At 58.9% G+C, this 15490-nt stretch carries 15 protein-coding genes and 1 pseudogene; 5 read left to right on the forward strand and 11 right to left on the reverse strand.

Annotated features, from left to right (window positions below; translation table 11 throughout):
* Positions 1 to 55: 55 nt before the first annotated feature.
* Positions 56 to 1144 (reverse strand): alpha/beta hydrolase, encoded by a 1089-nt coding sequence (locus tag RL_RS30490; protein ID WP_011654897.1) that lies wholly within the window; start codon positions 1142 to 1144, stop codon positions 56 to 58.
* Between the two features lie 374 nt (positions 1145 to 1518).
* Between RL_RS30490 and irrA the strand changes: the two genes are divergently transcribed.
* Positions 1519 to 1935 (forward strand): iron response transcriptional regulator IrrA, encoded by a 417-nt coding sequence (gene irrA, locus RL_RS30495; protein ID WP_026238542.1) that lies wholly within the window; start codon positions 1519 to 1521, stop codon positions 1933 to 1935.
* Positions 1936 to 1993: 58 nt separating this feature from the next.
* The gene (locus RL_RS30500; RefSeq protein WP_011654899.1) at positions 1994 to 3166 is read left to right on the forward strand and encodes an MFS transporter; all 1173 of its coding nucleotides are present in this window, start codon (positions 1994 to 1996) and stop codon (positions 3164 to 3166) included.
* 301 nt (positions 3167 to 3467) lie between these two features.
* On the opposite strand, the gene RL_RS30505 is transcribed toward RL_RS30500, so the two are convergent.
* The 9 genes from RL_RS30505 to RL_RS30545 form a co-directional block, all read right to left on the reverse strand.
* Positions 3468 to 4382 carry an NAD(P)-dependent oxidoreductase gene (locus RL_RS30505; protein WP_011654900.1) on the reverse strand — a complete coding sequence of 305 codons (915 nt, stop codon included), beginning with the start codon at positions 4380 to 4382 and terminating at the stop codon, positions 3468 to 3470.
* Positions 4383 to 4408: 26 nt separating this feature from the next.
* On the reverse strand, positions 4409 to 5170 hold the full coding sequence (locus RL_RS30510) for a hydroxypyruvate isomerase family protein (RefSeq protein ID WP_041936877.1): 762 nt from the start codon (positions 5168 to 5170) through the stop codon (positions 4409 to 4411).
* Positions 5167 to 5817, reverse strand: a complete 651-nt coding sequence (locus RL_RS30515; protein ID WP_011654902.1) for an aldolase — start codon at positions 5815 to 5817, stop codon at positions 5167 to 5169. The genes RL_RS30510 and RL_RS30515 overlap by 4 nt, the downstream gene beginning before the upstream one ends.
* Positions 5814 to 7082 carry a 3-oxo-tetronate kinase gene (gene otnK / locus RL_RS30520; RefSeq protein WP_011654903.1) on the reverse strand — a complete coding sequence of 423 codons (1269 nt, stop codon included), beginning with the start codon at positions 7080 to 7082 and terminating at the stop codon, positions 5814 to 5816. Before otnK ends, RL_RS30515 begins: the two co-directional genes overlap by 4 nt.
* A gap of 24 nt (positions 7083 to 7106) precedes the next feature.
* Positions 7107 to 8006 carry an L-threonate dehydrogenase gene (gene ltnD / locus RL_RS30525; RefSeq protein WP_011654904.1) on the reverse strand — a complete coding sequence of 300 codons (900 nt, stop codon included), beginning with the start codon at positions 8004 to 8006 and terminating at the stop codon, positions 7107 to 7109.
* A gap of 25 nt (positions 8007 to 8031) precedes the next feature.
* Complete coding sequence (locus tag RL_RS30530) at positions 8032 to 9123, reverse strand: tartrate dehydrogenase (protein ID WP_011654905.1); 1092 nt, start codon at positions 9121 to 9123, stop codon at positions 8032 to 8034.
* Entirely contained in the window at positions 9120 to 10571 is a 1452-nt protein-coding gene (locus tag RL_RS30535) for an aldehyde dehydrogenase family protein (RefSeq protein WP_041936878.1), read from the reverse strand. The genes RL_RS30530 and RL_RS30535 overlap by 4 nt, the downstream gene beginning before the upstream one ends.
* A gap of 25 nt (positions 10572 to 10596) precedes the next feature.
* The gene (locus RL_RS30540) at positions 10597 to 11421 is read right to left on the reverse strand and encodes an SDR family NAD(P)-dependent oxidoreductase (RefSeq protein ID WP_033184593.1); all 825 of its coding nucleotides are present in this window, start codon (positions 11419 to 11421) and stop codon (positions 10597 to 10599) included.
* Positions 11422 to 11526: 105 nt separating this feature from the next.
* Positions 11527 to 12315 carry an HpcH/HpaI aldolase family protein gene (locus tag RL_RS30545; protein WP_032997390.1) on the reverse strand — a complete coding sequence of 263 codons (789 nt, stop codon included), beginning with the start codon at positions 12313 to 12315 and terminating at the stop codon, positions 11527 to 11529.
* Positions 12316 to 12550: 235 nt separating this feature from the next.
* On the opposite strand from RL_RS30545, the gene RL_RS30550 reads away from it, so the two are divergent.
* Positions 12551 to 13390 (forward strand): hypothetical protein, encoded by an 840-nt coding sequence (locus tag RL_RS30550; protein WP_011654909.1) that lies wholly within the window; start codon positions 12551 to 12553, stop codon positions 13388 to 13390.
* A 74-nt stretch (positions 13391 to 13464) separates the two neighbouring features.
* Here the strand turns inward: RL_RS30550 and RL_RS40890 are convergent.
* A pseudogene (locus RL_RS40890) lies at positions 13465 to 13554 on the reverse strand (LysR family transcriptional regulator); the annotation flags it as partial.
* 242 nt (positions 13555 to 13796) lie between these two features.
* Between RL_RS40890 and RL_RS30555 the strand changes: the two are divergent.
* Together RL_RS30555 and RL_RS30560 are read left to right on the forward strand one after the other, a co-directional pair.
* On the forward strand, positions 13797 to 14999 hold the full coding sequence (locus tag RL_RS30555; protein ID WP_011654910.1) for an MFS transporter: 1203 nt from the start codon (positions 13797 to 13799) through the stop codon (positions 14997 to 14999).
* Entirely contained in the window at positions 14996 to 15451 is a 456-nt protein-coding gene (locus RL_RS30560) for a cyclophilin-like fold protein (protein ID WP_011654911.1), read from the forward strand. The genes RL_RS30555 and RL_RS30560 overlap by 4 nt, the downstream gene beginning before the upstream one ends.
* The last annotated feature ends 39 nt before the right edge of the window (positions 15452 to 15490 follow it).

A 15490-nucleotide genomic window follows, 5' to 3' on the forward strand; every position in this document is an offset into this window, starting at 1 on the left:
CTACCGGATGAGAGCAGTGACGCCCATCCGGTAGCACGATCGCATTCGCCAGATGTTAGACGCTAAGGTGCTGGTCGAAGAACTGCTGAAGCTTATCAAACGGGATGACGTCAACCTTGTCATAGAGGTCGGTGTGGTTCGCTCCCGGGATAATCACCAATTCCTTAGGCTCCGCGGCCGCGGCATAAGCGGTTTCCGCAAAGTACAGAGAGTGAGCCTTCTCACCGTGAATGAACAGGACCGGGCGCGGCGAGATTTCTTTGATGTAAGTCAGGATCGGCATGTTCATGAACGACAGCGGGGTGGTCTGCGTCCAGGCGTTGCCCGAGTTGACCGCGCGCTTATGGTACCCGCGCGGCTTGCTGTAATAGTCGTGATAATCGACCAGGAACTGCGCTTCGCCACCCTTGAGTACATTGTAAGGCGTCTGATAGGCCGGAGTTCCTTTTTCGGCGTCCGCCCAACGCTGGCTGCTCATTTGCTCCAGCGCTTGTGTACGCTGTTCTAGAGTTACACTGTCGTTGTAGCCCTTGGACATGACGCGCGTCATGTCATACATGGTGCTGGCAACGACGGCCTTGACGCGCTTGTCCACGGCGACGGCGTTCAACGCCATGCCGCCCCAACCGCAAACGCCAATCACACCGATCCGCTCGCGGTCCACTTCAGGGCGTAGTCCGATGAAGTCCACCGCAGCGCTGAAGTCCTCGGTGTTGATGTCCGGGGATGCGACATTCCGCGGCTCGCCGCTGCTTTCGCCCGTATAGGACGGATCGAACGCGATCGTGATGAAACCACGTTCCGCCATGGTCTGAGCGTAGAGGCCTGAGGATTGCTCCTTCACCGCGCCAAACGGGCCGCCGACCACAATGGCCGGCAGAGTACCGGTGCTACGGTTTTTCGGCAGATAGAGATCGCCGACCAGGGTGATGCCATAGCGGTTCTGGAAGCTCACCTTCTCGTGGTCGACCTTACTGCTCTTCGGGAAGACCTTGTCCCATTCTGCATTTCCCTGTGCGAACGCGGGTGCGCCGGCGACCGATGCGACGCCAAGCGCTGCGACCCCGACGCCGGTCATCTTCAGCAAAGTGCGGCGTCCGGCGTCGGGTTCCTCATGATTGACGGTTTCGTTGGATGTGTTCATGTCGATCTCCAGTTGTTGTGGCTGTCTGACCGAGATGTAATGGACACCATGCCTTGCGATTAGGTCGGGCGTTTCGCTCGTTATTATGAGGAATTTTCATCAATGCGGCGGCGTGTCGTCGAAGCGAGCTTTGGCGCTTGGCGCTGTTGCCTCGCGAGAAGGGCCGCTGATGCGGCCCTACACTCAATCACAAGCTGGTCCAGCCGACTTCCCGATCACGCTTGATACGGAAGGTTTGATGAAAGGCCTACCTGTTGGGCCTCAATCATGAGGCAATAACGCTGCGTTATAGGGCAGTTAAGGTCGATGTAGCCGGGCGAGCTACAGCGAGGATATAGGTGGGAGGATCACAAAGTGGAACTTGGGTGAACAGCATGGAACGCACATCTTCGGTTGCCAGAGACCTGCGTGCGGTGGGACTGAGGCCGACCGAGCAACGCATTGCTTTGTTCAACCTCCTCTTTGCCGGCGGCCATCGCCACGTCACAGCCGAGGAGCTTCATGCGGAAGTGCTTGCGCATGGGATCAGTCTGTCGGTCGCTACGGTCTACAATGCCCTGAACGATTTCACCGTAGCCGGGCTGGTTCGAGTGCTCGCAGTCGAAGGCGCGCGCACCTGGTTCGACACCAACATTTCGGATCACCACCATTTTTATGTCGAGGGCGACGGCGAAATCCGGGACATCGATGCCAGCAGCATCTCGATAGCCAACATTCCCGAGCCGCCGGAAGGATTTGAGATAGCCAATATCGACGTTGTAATCCGGGTACGTCCGATTTCAGGCCGATGAGCATGTTCGGGACGATGGCTCATGTCGTCTTATACTCCTTGAGCTTGGAGCATGAACATTGACAGCGCGAGCCAATGTCCTCGTTACACTCGCGCCTAAAATGGCGGTCGTTTTCGTGGGCTTCCTCATAGCCGGTATGGGGATAACCGTGCTTCCGATCCACGTCAGTAGTGACTTGGGCTTCGGCACGTTCGTGATCGGGCTGATAACTGGCAGCCAATTCTGTGCGTCCCTGATGACGAGATTGTGGGCCGGCGATTTTGCGGATCGTAAGGGGCCGAAAAAGGCGGTCATCTTGGGACTGTCCTTGGCGGCTGCCGCCGGCGCACTGTATCTCGCTTCCTTGATCACCATCAGTCAACCTGTCTTGTCTGCCGCGATCCTTGTCGCCGGGCGCGGTGTGCTTGGTGCCGGGGAGAGTCTTATCATTACCGGGTCAGTGGCTTGGGGCCTGGCCACCGTCGGATCACAGCATTCAGGGAAGGTGATTGCGTGGATCGGCACTGCAATGTTTGGAGCGCTCGCAGCGGGTGCGCCCATCGGAAGCGCCTTGTTTGCAGTGCAAGGCTTTGCAGCGATCGCGGCGGCGACAATCTTGTTGCCTCTGTTGATGGCTGCGATGGTTGCACCGCTTGAGTCCGTGTCAGGCCGCTCTTCGCCGTCCGCCTCCAGGCTTAGCGTCATCAGAGCCGTTTGGCTCCCGGGGCTCGGTTCTGCATTCGCCAGTCTCGGTTACGGAAGCATCCTTGCATTCTCCAGTCTGTTATTCGTTGACCGCCAGTGGGCAGACGGGTGGCTTGCCGTGACGTCCTTCGCGACGGCGTTGGTCGCAAGTCGTATCTTGCTTGGACATCTCCCCGACAGGCTTGGCGGTCCGTTTACCGCACTCGTGTTTGCCATCGTAGAAGCGATCGGTCTTGTGACGATGGGACTCGCCTCCCAGCCGATCGTCGCCCTGGCGGGAGCCGCCTTGGTAGGCTTCGGCTATTCCCTCGTTTTCCCGGGGTTTGGCATCGCCGTCGTCCGGGCCGCCCCCTCGCAAAGTCGCGGTATGGCCATGGGACTGTATTCAGCCTGTCTTGATGTCGCGCTTGCGTTCAGCGGGCCGGCGCTGGGGTTGGTTGGTGATGTCGCCGGGCTGCCGACCATCTTCGTGACAACGGGTGGTCTCGTGTCGCTATCAACGTTCGTGGCACTGTTTATCATCAGGCGTGGACAAGCCTGCAACTGAGCCCAAAGGAATGCCCTGCCTTCGACAGTTTCTCGGTATTGGGGACGACGAAGATCGACTATCCTAGTGGCAGAACATCTTGTTAACCGATCCCTCTAACGCATTGTTTGGCCTCGGCTAATACAGCCAGGGCGATACAACGCGGACGGAAAAATGGAAAAGTCGCTATTTATCGCCAGAAAATACACTACGCCCTGTTTTCTGGGTGCAATGAGTATTGGCCGCAGGCACGACGATAAAAAGCGGGCCACTGAGATAGCGGCCAGCTTTTGGTTAAATGGCGGTCGAATCCCTGCGTGCGTTACCGCGCTCCCTTGCGAACTTCTTCCTCCATGTCCACGCCGTTCAGCTTCCCAACCAGGTCACTGAGCATAGGCACGAAGTCGTCGCCGTGTCCGATAGCCTCGGCGTGCGTGTAGTACTGGACCGCAGCAGACGCCATCACGCTGGTCACCTTGGAGTCGGCAGCCATGTTGTTGACGTAGCGAAGGTCTTTCGCCGCGTATGAGATCATGAACCTGTGGGCATCGCGGTCACGTTCGACGACGTATTTCATGAAGGTGCCGAAGAAGCCGCTGTCCATCCGGCTACCCGTGATGACATCGCGTATCGCCTGTGGCGAAATGCCAATTTTTGCTCCGAGGACAACCGCTTCGGCATAGAGAGCACCGTAGCTCATTCCGATGAAGTTCATCAGCAACTTCATCTTGTGGCCGTTCCCCACGGCACCTACCCGGACGATCCGACCGGCCCAGCATTCGATGACAGGCTTCACACGCTCGAAAACTTCGTCGTCGCCTGCGACCATCGCGTCGAGAGTGCCTTCTTCAGCCTCCTTGGGCGTGCGGCCGAGTGAGGCGTCGATCAAGGTAGCGCCAGCCGCCTGAAGCTCCTGTGCGAGCAGCAGGGTGGACGAGGGGTCGGAGGTCGAAGTGTCGATCACGACCAGTCCAGGACGTGCGCCGGCAATGATACCGTCGCTAGCTTTGACGACCTTTTCAACCTGACCCGAGTTCTGCAGGCATATGTGAATGATGTCGCACTTCTCGGCCATGTCCTTGGGGCTGGCAGCGCTCTTAGCGCCGATCTCCAGAAGCGTGGGCATGGGGCGTTGATCAAGGAACCAAAGCTCATAGCCCTTGATGCGAATATTCTTCGCCATCCCGTGTCCCATCATGCCAACGCCGATAAAGCCGATGACTGGTTTGTTGCTCATGGAAATCTCCTCTCCGAATTTCTCTGTCAGTCTTCGAATGATGCAAGCCAGGCGAGATCGGGCACCGGCCCGTTGGCCGGCAGGTATTCGGCACCAATCGGCCGCGCCCAACCGAGTTCGCGAACGCGGCGCAGCGTGAACGAATAGTCAAGCTCGCCATGGTCGGGGCTTCCACGATCGGGCACGGAGGCAATCTGCACATGGCCGATCACGGGCAGGTTCGCCTCGAAACGGCGCGTGACGTCACCACCCATGATCTGGACGTGATAGAAGTCGAACATCATTTTGAGGTTCGGTCGCGCTGCCTCGCGGATGATGTCTGCTGCCTGCTCGACCGTGCTGAGAAAGTACCCCGGTGCATTGTAGTGGTTGAGGGGTTCGATCAAGATCGTGATGTTCGATCCCGCTTTCTCACAGGCGTATGCGAGGTTCTCGATGAACGCTGAACGCGCGCGGGGGCCGCTCGAATTTCCGGCCATGACATGGATCGCGCCGGCTGAAATCTCGGTCGCGTATTGAACGGCCTGGTCGATTGCAGCGCGCGCTTCCTCTTCGCGCCCAGGAAGGGCGGACAATCCGTTTTCACCATCTGAAACACTGCCGCGCGAGGTGTTCAAACCGAGCATCTTGAGCCCGGTCTGCTCCAAGGCCGCTTTGACCTCCGAGGCAAGATCCGCATACGGCCAATGGCACTCCACCGCATCGAAGCCTGCATCCTTAGCAACCCTGATAGCATCGGGCAGCGGACGATCATTCCAAAGGAAGCCCAGGTTCGCGGAGAATTTCATGCTTCCCACTCCACATTGAATGTTGTCACGACGTCGAGAATCTCTTCCGCCTTGAGCTGGCGGGGGCGGCATCCGCAGGTCAGCATCGCGAGCCGCGCTGTGGCCTCCAGCTCCTCGATCGCATTGCAGGCCGCCTCCACGTCTTTCCCGGCGACGACCGGCCCATGATTGGCAAGCATCACGGCAGTACGCTTTCCCGCCAGCCCGCGGACGGCTTCACCCATCGCGGGGTCGCCCGGTCGGAAAAAGGGCAGCAGTTTGACGCGGCCGAGCTGCATGATCGCGTATGGCGTGAGAGGCGGGAGAAAGTCGTCTTCGTTGATATCCGGCATCATCGACCAGGCGACTGCATGGCAGGAGTGCAGGTGAACAACAGCGCCCGCTTGGCTTCGGGTGTCGTAGAATGCGGAGTGGAGAGGCATTTCCTTGGTGGGTTTGTCGCCTTCAACGTGCCGTCCGTCGTTATCAAAGCGGCTTAGGCGCGACGGATCGAGGCGACCGAAACTTGTCCCCGTGGGAGATACCAAAAGACCGCCGTCCGAGATGCGCGCCGATATGTTGCCCGTCGATCCGTGCGTGAGCCCTCGGTCGAAAAGTGACTTTGCAAGATTGCAGATTTGTTCGCGTAGGCGAGCTTCTTCCGTCATTGATCGAGAACCTCCAAGGCCCTCGAGAAGAATTCCTCGCTACCAAAGTTACCGGATTTGAGAGTGACCGCGATCCTGGCTTTCTGCGAGGTCGCGAAACACCACGGAACGCCAGGTGCGATCTCAGCCCCGATGTTGAGGCGGCTCACACTCAAAGCCTTTGTCACCGAGCCAGAGGTCTCGCCACCCGCAACAACAAACCTGCGGTAGCCGCTATCTCGAGCTTCCTCCGCACATGCCGCCAAGGTTTGCTCAATAAGAGAGCCAGCACGATCTACGCCCAATCGTTCCTGCGCAGCACGGACCGCGTCAGGTGCCGCGGTTGCGTAGATCAGGGGGGTGACGGAAGAATTCTGCGCAGCCAACCAGTTAAGCACCTTTGCATTGCCGGTCTCGGCGATCTCCAGGGGATCGAGTCTGAAGCTGGGTCCGCCCTTCGACAAGAACTCGGCGACTTGGCGGTTGGTCATCGCAGAGCAACTGCCGGACAGCACAATAGCGGGACCGGGATCGAACGAGCGGGAACCGGATGCCGCCGATCTCTCGATCCGACCTTGTTTTGCCCACAGCTCGGGCAGGGGCATTGCTACGGCGCTGCCTCCCGTCAGAAGAACCATGTCCTGGCAAGCTTCCGCGATGATATAGAGGTCATCGTTGGCGACCGCGTCGACAACGACGTGGGCAACGCCCTCCGAGGCAAGCTTCGACAGTCGGTCGTTTAGGGAAGCAGGGCCTTTGGCGACAGACAGGCGGTTTGCCAAACCGACGGGCTTCGTGACCTGCGGCGCGAGAAGGCGGGCAAGGTTGGAGTCCCGCATCGGCGTGAGGGGATGATCCTTCATCGCGCTTTCGGAAAGAGGCTGATCACCCACGAACAGATTTCCCATGAAGATGGCGCGGCCGTTCTCCGGAAACGCAGGGCAATAAATGGTCTGGCTGACGCCGAGCGATACCATAAGGGCCTCGGCCACGGGACCGATGTTGCCCTTAGCTGTCGAGTCGAAAGTAGAGCAATATTTCCAGAAGAAGCGCTGAGCACCAGCGTCCTTCAGCCATTGGAGAGCTGCCTGTGTTTCTTGCACCGCTTCATCGACGGGGCTGGTGCGGCACTTGAGGGCGATGATCTCCAGGGGGGCGGTGTTCTGCGGCGGTTCGGCCGGCACACCAATCCTAAGGGAAACCGAAACGCCTGATCGAGCAAGCAATCCAGCCAGATCGGTCGCGCCGGTGAAGTCATCGGCGATTGCGCCAAAGAACGTTGCCATATTGTCTGTCCCTACCGGATTAGCTCACGACCCGGGCTTCACGCCGGGAAGCTCGATGCCGGCGTTGCGTGCATAAACTTTGGCCACTGCGGCATCATCTTCACGACCAAGTCCCATGCCCGAGGCAGCAACGAATTGCTGGAGCGCCGCGGCAGTGAGTGGAGCTGCGAACTTCGACGCTCTCGCGACGTCGAGGACAATGCCAAGGTCCTTGGGCCAGATGTCGACAGCCGAATGAGGCGCATAGTCGCCGGATGCTACGTGCGGGGCGCGGTTTTCCAGCATCCAGCTTGTACCGGCGCATTGCGGAATAACCTTGAGGAATGTCTCGGGATCGATGCCCTGCGTAATGCCAAAAGTAATGGCCTCGGCCATTGCCGCGATGTGCGTGCCGGCGAGCATCTGGTTGACTGTCTTCATGGCCGAACCTACGCCAGCGGCATCACCCAGCTCGAAGACCGTCTCCGCAAGCGCATCCAGGGCGGGGCGGGCGCACGAGAACGCCTCGGAAGTACCGGAAGCCATTATCGAAAGTTTGCCGTTGGCGGCTTTGACGGAACCGCCCGAGATCGGCGCGTCGAGAAAGTGAATGCCTCGTTCCGAAGAGCGCTCGGCCGCTCTTCTCGCATAGTCGGGGGCAACGGTGACGCACATGATCACGACGGCACCGGGCGAAAGCTTCGAGACAACGCCATCCTTGCCGAACAGCACTTCTTCGGTCTGTGCTGAATTCAGAACGACAACGACGACTGCATCGAGTTCACCCGCGGCCGCATTGAGATCGCTCTCAGAGCCCCCGGCGCCGCGAAGGCGCTTTACAGCCTCGGGGTTCACGTCTGCACCGAAGACTTCATGGCCTGCCTGAACGAGGGAGGAAGCCATCCCGAATCCCATCGAGCCCAGTCCGAAAACGCCAACTTTCATTTTACTGCTCCATACGTTCCAACGATCAGGCGTTGGATCCAAAGATTGCCTTGATCACTGCGTCTGTAACTTCGCGGGTAGTCGCTGTCCCGCCCACGTCAGGCGTTGAAATCCCAGCCGAGCACACCGTCTCGATGGCCTTCATAAGGCGGGCCGAAGCTTCGGCTTCGCCCAGATGGTCGAGCATCTGGCATGCGGTCCAAAACGAGGCGATCGGATTTGCGATGCCTTTTCCGGTGATGTCGAAGGCCGATCCGTGGATGGGCTCGAACATCGAGGGAAAGCGCCGTTCGGGGTCTATGTTGGCCGTCGGAGCCACACCGAGGCTGCCGGCGAGTGCGCCGGCCAAATCCGACAGGATATCGGCGTGGAGGTTTGTGGCGACAATCGTGTCGAGGCTTTCCGGATGAAGGGTCATGCGGACTGTCATGGCGTCGACAAGAACCTTGTCCCATTTGACGTCGGGGAATTCCGTGGACACCTCAGCCGCGATCTCGTCCCACAGCACCAGTCCGAAGCGCTGCGCGTTGGATTTCGTGACCACGGTAAGCAGCTTTCGCGGTCGTGATTGAGCAATGCGGAATGCAAAGCGCATGATGCGGGTGACGCCCACACGGGTGAAGATGGCTACCTCGGTAGCCACTTCCTCTGGCAAGCCTCGGTGTGCGCGGCCGCCGTGGCCGGAGTACTCGCCTTCCGAGTTCTCGCGGACGATAACCCAGTCGAGGTCACCGACCCCTCTGTCGCGTAGAGGAGTCGGTATCCCCGGGAGAATCCGCGTCGGGCGGACATTCGCGTATTGATCAAAGCCCTGGCAGATCGGAAGCCGCAGGCCCCACAGGGTGATGTGGTCTGCAATGTCGGGTGCGCCAACAGCGCCGAAATATATCGCATCATGCTTCCGCAGCTGCGCGAGACCGTCTTCCGGCATCATCTTGCCGTGCTCGCGGTAGTAGTCGGAACCCCAGTCGAATTGCGTGATCTCGAAGCGCAATCCATCTGAGCGCTGCTGAAGGGCATGCAGAACTTCGAGACCCGCACCGATGACTTCCGGCCCGATACCATCGGCGGGTATCGCGGCGATTTTGTGTGTGCGATCTCCGGATGGGGATGTCATGCGAATTCTGGCAACGAAGTTGCCTCCTCCTCAAACCCGTAGACGGATTTCGTCTCAAGGTATTCCTCGAGGCCGACGGTGCCCATGGACCGGCCGATGCCGGACTGCTTGTAGCCGCCCATCGGCGTGACCGAATTGGTGGCAGCTCCATTAAAGCAGATGCGTCCTGCACGAAGGCCGGCAGAGAACTCGTATCCCTTTTTTCTGTCGCCGGCGAAGACGTAGCCGCCCAAGCCGTAGGGGCTGTCGTTCGCGATCTCCAAGGCCTGTTCCTCGGAAGAGTAGGGGATGACAGCAAGCACCGGACCAAAAATTTCTTCCTTGGCGATAGTCATCTCCGGGGTGACGTGGGTGAACACCGTCGGCTTGACGAAATAACCCTGGTTACGGCCCTCGGGTTTCCCGGTACCGCCGCAAGCGAGGCGGGCACCTTCGTCGATACCGATCTGGATATAGCGCTGGATGCTATCGTACTGAGACTTATTGACCACGGGACCCATGGTCGTGGCCGGATCACGAGGATCGCCCAGCTTGTACTTCGAAACCTCGTCGACCAGGTAGTTGGAGACTTCGTCGATCTGGCTTTCGTGAACAAGCATCCGGCTGGGAGCATGGCACGATTGGCCTGCGTTGAAGAAGCAGCGCTGGATGTTCCACCGGGCGGCTTTCTCCAAGTCGGCGTCCTCGAGGACGATGTTCGCCGATTTGCCGCCAAGCTCCAGCGACACACGCTTGATCGTCTGGGCAGCGGCCTCGCCAACACGCGCACCGGCAGATGTCGAGCCTGTGAACGAGATCATATCGACCTCGGGATGGGTCGACATCGCTGCGCCAACTTCGCTGCCCCTACCGATGATCAGATTGAAGACGCCAGCGGGTACGCCGGCTTTCTCGAAGACCTCGGCAAGGATGACCGAACTGATGGGCGATGCGTCTGAAGGCTTCAGAAGCAGGGTGCAGCCGGCAGCGATGCCGTAGATTGCTTTGATCACCGGCGTTTGGACGGGCCAATTCCAGGGCGAGATCAGGGCGCAAACCCCGATCGGCTCGCGACGGATGATCGTGTCCCCGAGGCGGCTTTCGAAATGATATGTCCGCAGGAGGTCGCGCGCGACCTTCATATGGCCGATGGGACCGGTTGCCTGCGCCCGTGCGCTGACAGGAATACCCACTTCCTGCGCCATCACGTCGGCGAACTCATCGACACGCTCTTCGTAGGCCGCGATGATGCGGTCGATCAGTGCTGCCCGCTCTTCCAGCGATGTCCTCGAGAAGGTCTCAAAGGCCCGGCGGGCTGCCAAAGCGGCCTTGTCCACGTCGGCCGCCATGCCGCCCGTGGTAACGGAAGCAAACGGTGTCTCCGTGTACGGGTCTGTCAACAGCTTCTGGCCGGCCTTGGCGGGCTCTTGCCAGCGGCCATCGATGTAAAGGTTTCCGTAATGTCTCATCAACTTACTCCGCTTGATCGACCGATCAGAAGCTATGTGTGTAACCACCGTCGCAAGCGATCGTCTGCCCGGTGATGAAGGACGCAGCCGGCGAGGCGAGGAACATCGTGATACCAACCAGGTCCGAGGGGACGATGGTGCGTGGTATGCATTGGAGATCGATGTTTCGCTGAAGGATTTCCTGAGTCAGGCCGGCCTTGCGCTCTGCCACCTCGGTCGCGACGGTGCCGGGACGAATGCAGTTAGCGGTGACGCCAAACGGCCCAAGCTCACGGGCGAGCGAGTTGGTCATCCCGATGAGCGCCGACTTCGACGTCACGTAATGCAGGTAGTTCTTCGTTCCCCGGTGGACGGAGGCGGAAGAGATGTTGATGATGCGACCAAATCCGCGGTCCCGCATTCCGGGCGCTGCAGCGGCAGCACAGAAGAAGACGCCGTTCACATTGACGTCCATTACCTTCTGCCATTCCGAAGCCGGTATTTCATCGAACGGGCGTTTTACGAGTGCAGAGAAGAGGGAAGCGTTGTTGACCAGGACATCGATGCGGCCGAATTCCTTCTTAACCGCAGCGACCATCGCATCGACTGAGTCCTTCTGGGAGACGTCCACCGACAACGCCAACGACCTGCCGCCGGCCTCCGAGATCTCTTTCGCGACGTTTTCGGAGTTGGTTATGCTGAGGTCGGCGATGACAGCTATCGCTCCCGCAGCGGCGAACTGTCGGGCGAGTTCGCGGCCGATACCTTGGCCGGAACCAGTCACGAGGACGACCCGGTCTTTAACGCTGAAATCTCGAGCTTCGGCCAGGAGAGCGGAAGCAACGTTGTTCGAGGCGGTTCCAATGTTCACGATAGTCCTCCGATAGACTTTCCAACTGGACTTTCGCTTTGCGGTCCAATGGATCGAGATGTGATTCCTCAGGCCGCCAACTGGACGGCTATGTTCTTGTTGGGCTCAGCGAAACGAAGCGGCCGTTGCTATCGCCGTGTTCGTCAGGAAGCCTGTGTCACTGCCCGTCGAGACATACCGCGCGCCCATGCGGAGGATTTCCTTCGCGATTTCAGGACGCGTGTTGAGCCCGCCCACTCCCAGGTGCTTGCCCTTCGCACTGCAGACCTCAAGGACGTGCTTGTAGGCCTCCATGACTCTCGGGCTATCGAGCTGGCCGGGAATGCCCAACGAGTTGCAGAGGTCGTTGGTGCCCACGAGAAGCATGTCCATGCCGTCCACCGACGCGATGTCCGCCGCATTCTCAACGGCGTTTACGGACTCGATCATCCCAACGACCAAGGTCGCTTCATTCATCTTCGCCATGGTTTCGGCAGCTGGTCCCCCGCGGAAAAGCGTATGGGCGTTGGTCGCGAGGAGCGATCGATCACCCTTGGGCGCGAACAATGCCGCTTCGACGATGTCTTCCGCTTGAGCCCGGGTTTCCACGTGAGGGACGATCACGCCCTGCGCACCTGTTTCGAGGGTGCGGCTGATGTCGGCCTTGTTGTGCCCGGCTACACGAACAAGCGGCGTCACCCCAAGTGCGGCCGCCGTGATACTGATCTGGCTGACGGTCTCGAGCGAGAAACTGTTGTGCTCCAGGTCGATATAGAGGCAGTCGAAGCCCGCGCTACGGGCAATCGCTGCGATCTCGACGCCGCGGACGATGCGCACGATCATGCCAACGGCTACCTCGCCGGCGTTCATGCGTGTCTTCATCAGGTTTTTGATAGGCGTTTCGATCGGATGCATATGGAATTCCAAACTCGCGAGGGTCTCGCGTTCTGACTTCATCATTCGTGCCGTTTGGCTGTGCTAAGGTTGTGCAGGCAACCATGACCGCGATCAAGAGCGCCGGCGGGGCGAGGGCCCAGAGTAATAACAAGATGTTATAGCTCGATTTTGGGGAGGATTACGGAGCGACCCACTTTTCTATTATCTGGAGTCAACCGGACGGTTTTCACCGAAGACAAGAGAGGAGTGAAAGATGCGTATTTCAGATGTAGCTAGTGCAGAGGGCGGCGCAGTCGGATCGATGCGCGTAGGCAAGCTCGATCAGAAGTTCCTGCTGCAAGGAGAGGATGGCTCTCCGAACAACTACCTGCTCAACGTAGGCCTCACGGGCTCCGGCGGTTGGGGTACCCCACGCCATCGCCACAACTTCGATCAAATCCGTTATGTCCTAAAGGGCAAGTATCCGGCGTCGCCGCACAAGATCATGGGCGAAGGCTCCGTCGCGTACTTCCCGGAAAGCGTCCACTACGGGCCGCAGGATCGTCCGGAAGGCCTCGAAATGATGGTGATCCAGTTCGGTGGCGCGAGCGGAGAAGGCTTCCTCAGCACGCCGCGTCGGGAAGAAGCGAATGAGGCCCTCAAGGCCAAGGGCGAGTTCAAGGACGGCATCTTCACCTGGATCGACGACAAGGGTCAGAAGCACAACGTGGACGGCGCGACGGCTTGCTACGAAGAAGCCATGGGTAAGAAGATGGTTCTTGCCAAGCCTCGCTACGACGATGTCGTCATGATGGACCCGGATTCGTACGATTGGATCGAGACCGGTACGTCCGGCGTATCCAGGAAGCTCCTGGGCACGTTCACCGAACGCGATACCAAGATCGGTTTCGTGAAGGTCGACGGCGGCGCAACGTTCAACACGGGCACCCGGTCTCAGATCGAAGTGCTTTTCATGAGCAAGGGCAATATCACCGTCAACGGAAAGACCTATGGCGATAAGACGGCCATTGAACTGGTGCCGTCCGACGCTCCGGTTGACATCAAGGCGAACGAAGATTCCCTGTTCTTCTCGGTTACGCTGCCAAAGTTCTGATAACTCAAAATGCCGGCGTGACCCGTCACGCCGGCATTATTGTGTTTGGCGCATTGGTCCTGTCCGACCCCGGACCGCAGGGCATCCGCCGTCAGCGAAAGCGCAGGATTCTTCTGCCTGCCGTTGGGATAGTAGAGGTCGTATTCCTCGAACAATGGACACCAAGCACTTGGGTCAGTTCTCCACTTCGATGTGACCCGCGACCATAGACTCTGGCGCTGCCAACTTCAGGGCCACCGTCTTTTTCGGTCCCTTCTCTGATCTTGGCCGGTGTTCTAGACACCGCCTCGTTCAACTTTCACCCCACAACTTGCCTAGCGATGACGCCGATTGATGACTGTCATTGATAAGTACAAGCGAATTGCAGCGGGTAATCAAATAACGTCGCCTGGCTTACCTTTGAGGAATGACACATCAATCTGTAATCCAATCCAGCATCCATCCCGAGTCCCAAGCAGCTCCTGCGGCATGGGGTGCGGTTTTCGCAATGGCCCTCTGCGTCGCGGTGCTGATCGCTTCTGAGTTTATGCCAGTCAGCCTGCTGTCACCTATAGCTGGCGACCTCGGGATCACCGACGGTCGGGCTGGTCAGGCGATATCGGTCTCCGGCATCTTCGCGGTTGTCACCAGCCTCTTCGTGTCGAACTTCACCCGCAGGATCGACCGACGCCTCGTGTTGGTATCGCTGTCGCTAATCCTTGTGATCTCGGGGCTGGTCGTCACCTTTGCGCAATACTACTCAGTTTTGATGGTCGGACGCGCTCTTCTGGGCGTCGCCATCGGCGGTTTCTGGTCCATGTCCACCGCCATAGTCATGCGCCTAGTCCCTGCCGACTCGGTTCCCAAAGCGCTGGCCACGCTCAACGCTGGCAATGCCATCGCGGCAACGATCTCAGCGCCTTTGGGGAGCATGCTGGGGAGCTATGTCGGGTGGCGTGGCGCGTTCTTTGCAGTTGTCCCGCTCGCGTTGCTTTCGCTTGTTTGGCAATGGCTCAGCCTTCCGTCCCTCCCGCCACGGAAGAGAGAGGGGCCGCCACACGTCATCAGATTGCTCCGGCGTAAACAGGTGGCTCTCGGGATGGCGTCCATTACCCTGCTGTTCGCCGGACAGTTCGCGCTGTTCACGTATCTCCGACCCTTTCTAGAGACTGTGACGGCGGTATCTGTGTCGACCCTTTCTCTTCTCCTCCTGCTGATGGGATTGGCGGGCGTTGCGGGGACCTACTTGATCAGTGGTTTGCTGCAGACCCGGCTATTCAGCGTTCTGAGCGTAGTTCCGATTGCCATGGCAGCAGTCGCCGTAGGTCTGGTGGCTTTCGGCACCTCAGTTCCGATCACAGCAATTCTTCTTGTAGGCTGGGGACTCTTGGGGACGGCGGTACCTGTTGGTTGGGGGACATGGCTTACCAGAGCGATGCCTGATGACGCGGAGGCCGGCGGCGGCCTTCAGGTTGCGACAATCCAGCTCGCCATCACGTTCGGCGCTTCGTTGGGTGGGGTGCTGTTTGATGGAGCGGGCTGGCAAACTACTTTTCTGTTCGCTGCGCTCACTCTCGTTGGGTCGTCTATGTTTGCGGTCCTCGTATGGCGTGCAACGGTTAAGCCATGATTACTCATCGCAGAAACATTCTTCTCGGGATAGGTGCCGCCATGATCGTACCAAATGCTGGACTCGGCCAACAACCTGCCCAGGTCAACGGAAACAGTTCGACTGCTGTACGGGTGAGATTTACCTTTGGCGACTCCACAATGACCGCCACACTCAACGACAGTCCGTCCGCGGGGGACTTCGCATCGATGTTGCCTTTGGACCTCACAATCGAGGACTACAGTCATAACGAAAAAATCGTTCGGCTACCCAGAAAGCTAACCGACGAGGGAAGTGGGCCTTTTGATAACGAGCGACCCGGAGACCTCTGCTATTTCAAGCCGTGGGGAAATCTGGCGCTTTTCTATGGCGGCTACAAATGGGATGGCCTGATCCGTCTCGGTCGGTTCGAGGATGGCTTTGATCCGCTGCGCATTCGAGGAAATTTCTCGGTCCGCATCGAACGTGCCTAAACTTTTTGTCGAGCCAACGATAGCTCAACTTTCAGCATC

It is taken from the genome of Rhizobium johnstonii 3841 (genome assembly GCF_000009265.1).
In the GTDB taxonomy this organism is placed as follows: Bacteria; Pseudomonadota; Alphaproteobacteria; order Rhizobiales; family Rhizobiaceae; genus Rhizobium; species Rhizobium acaciae.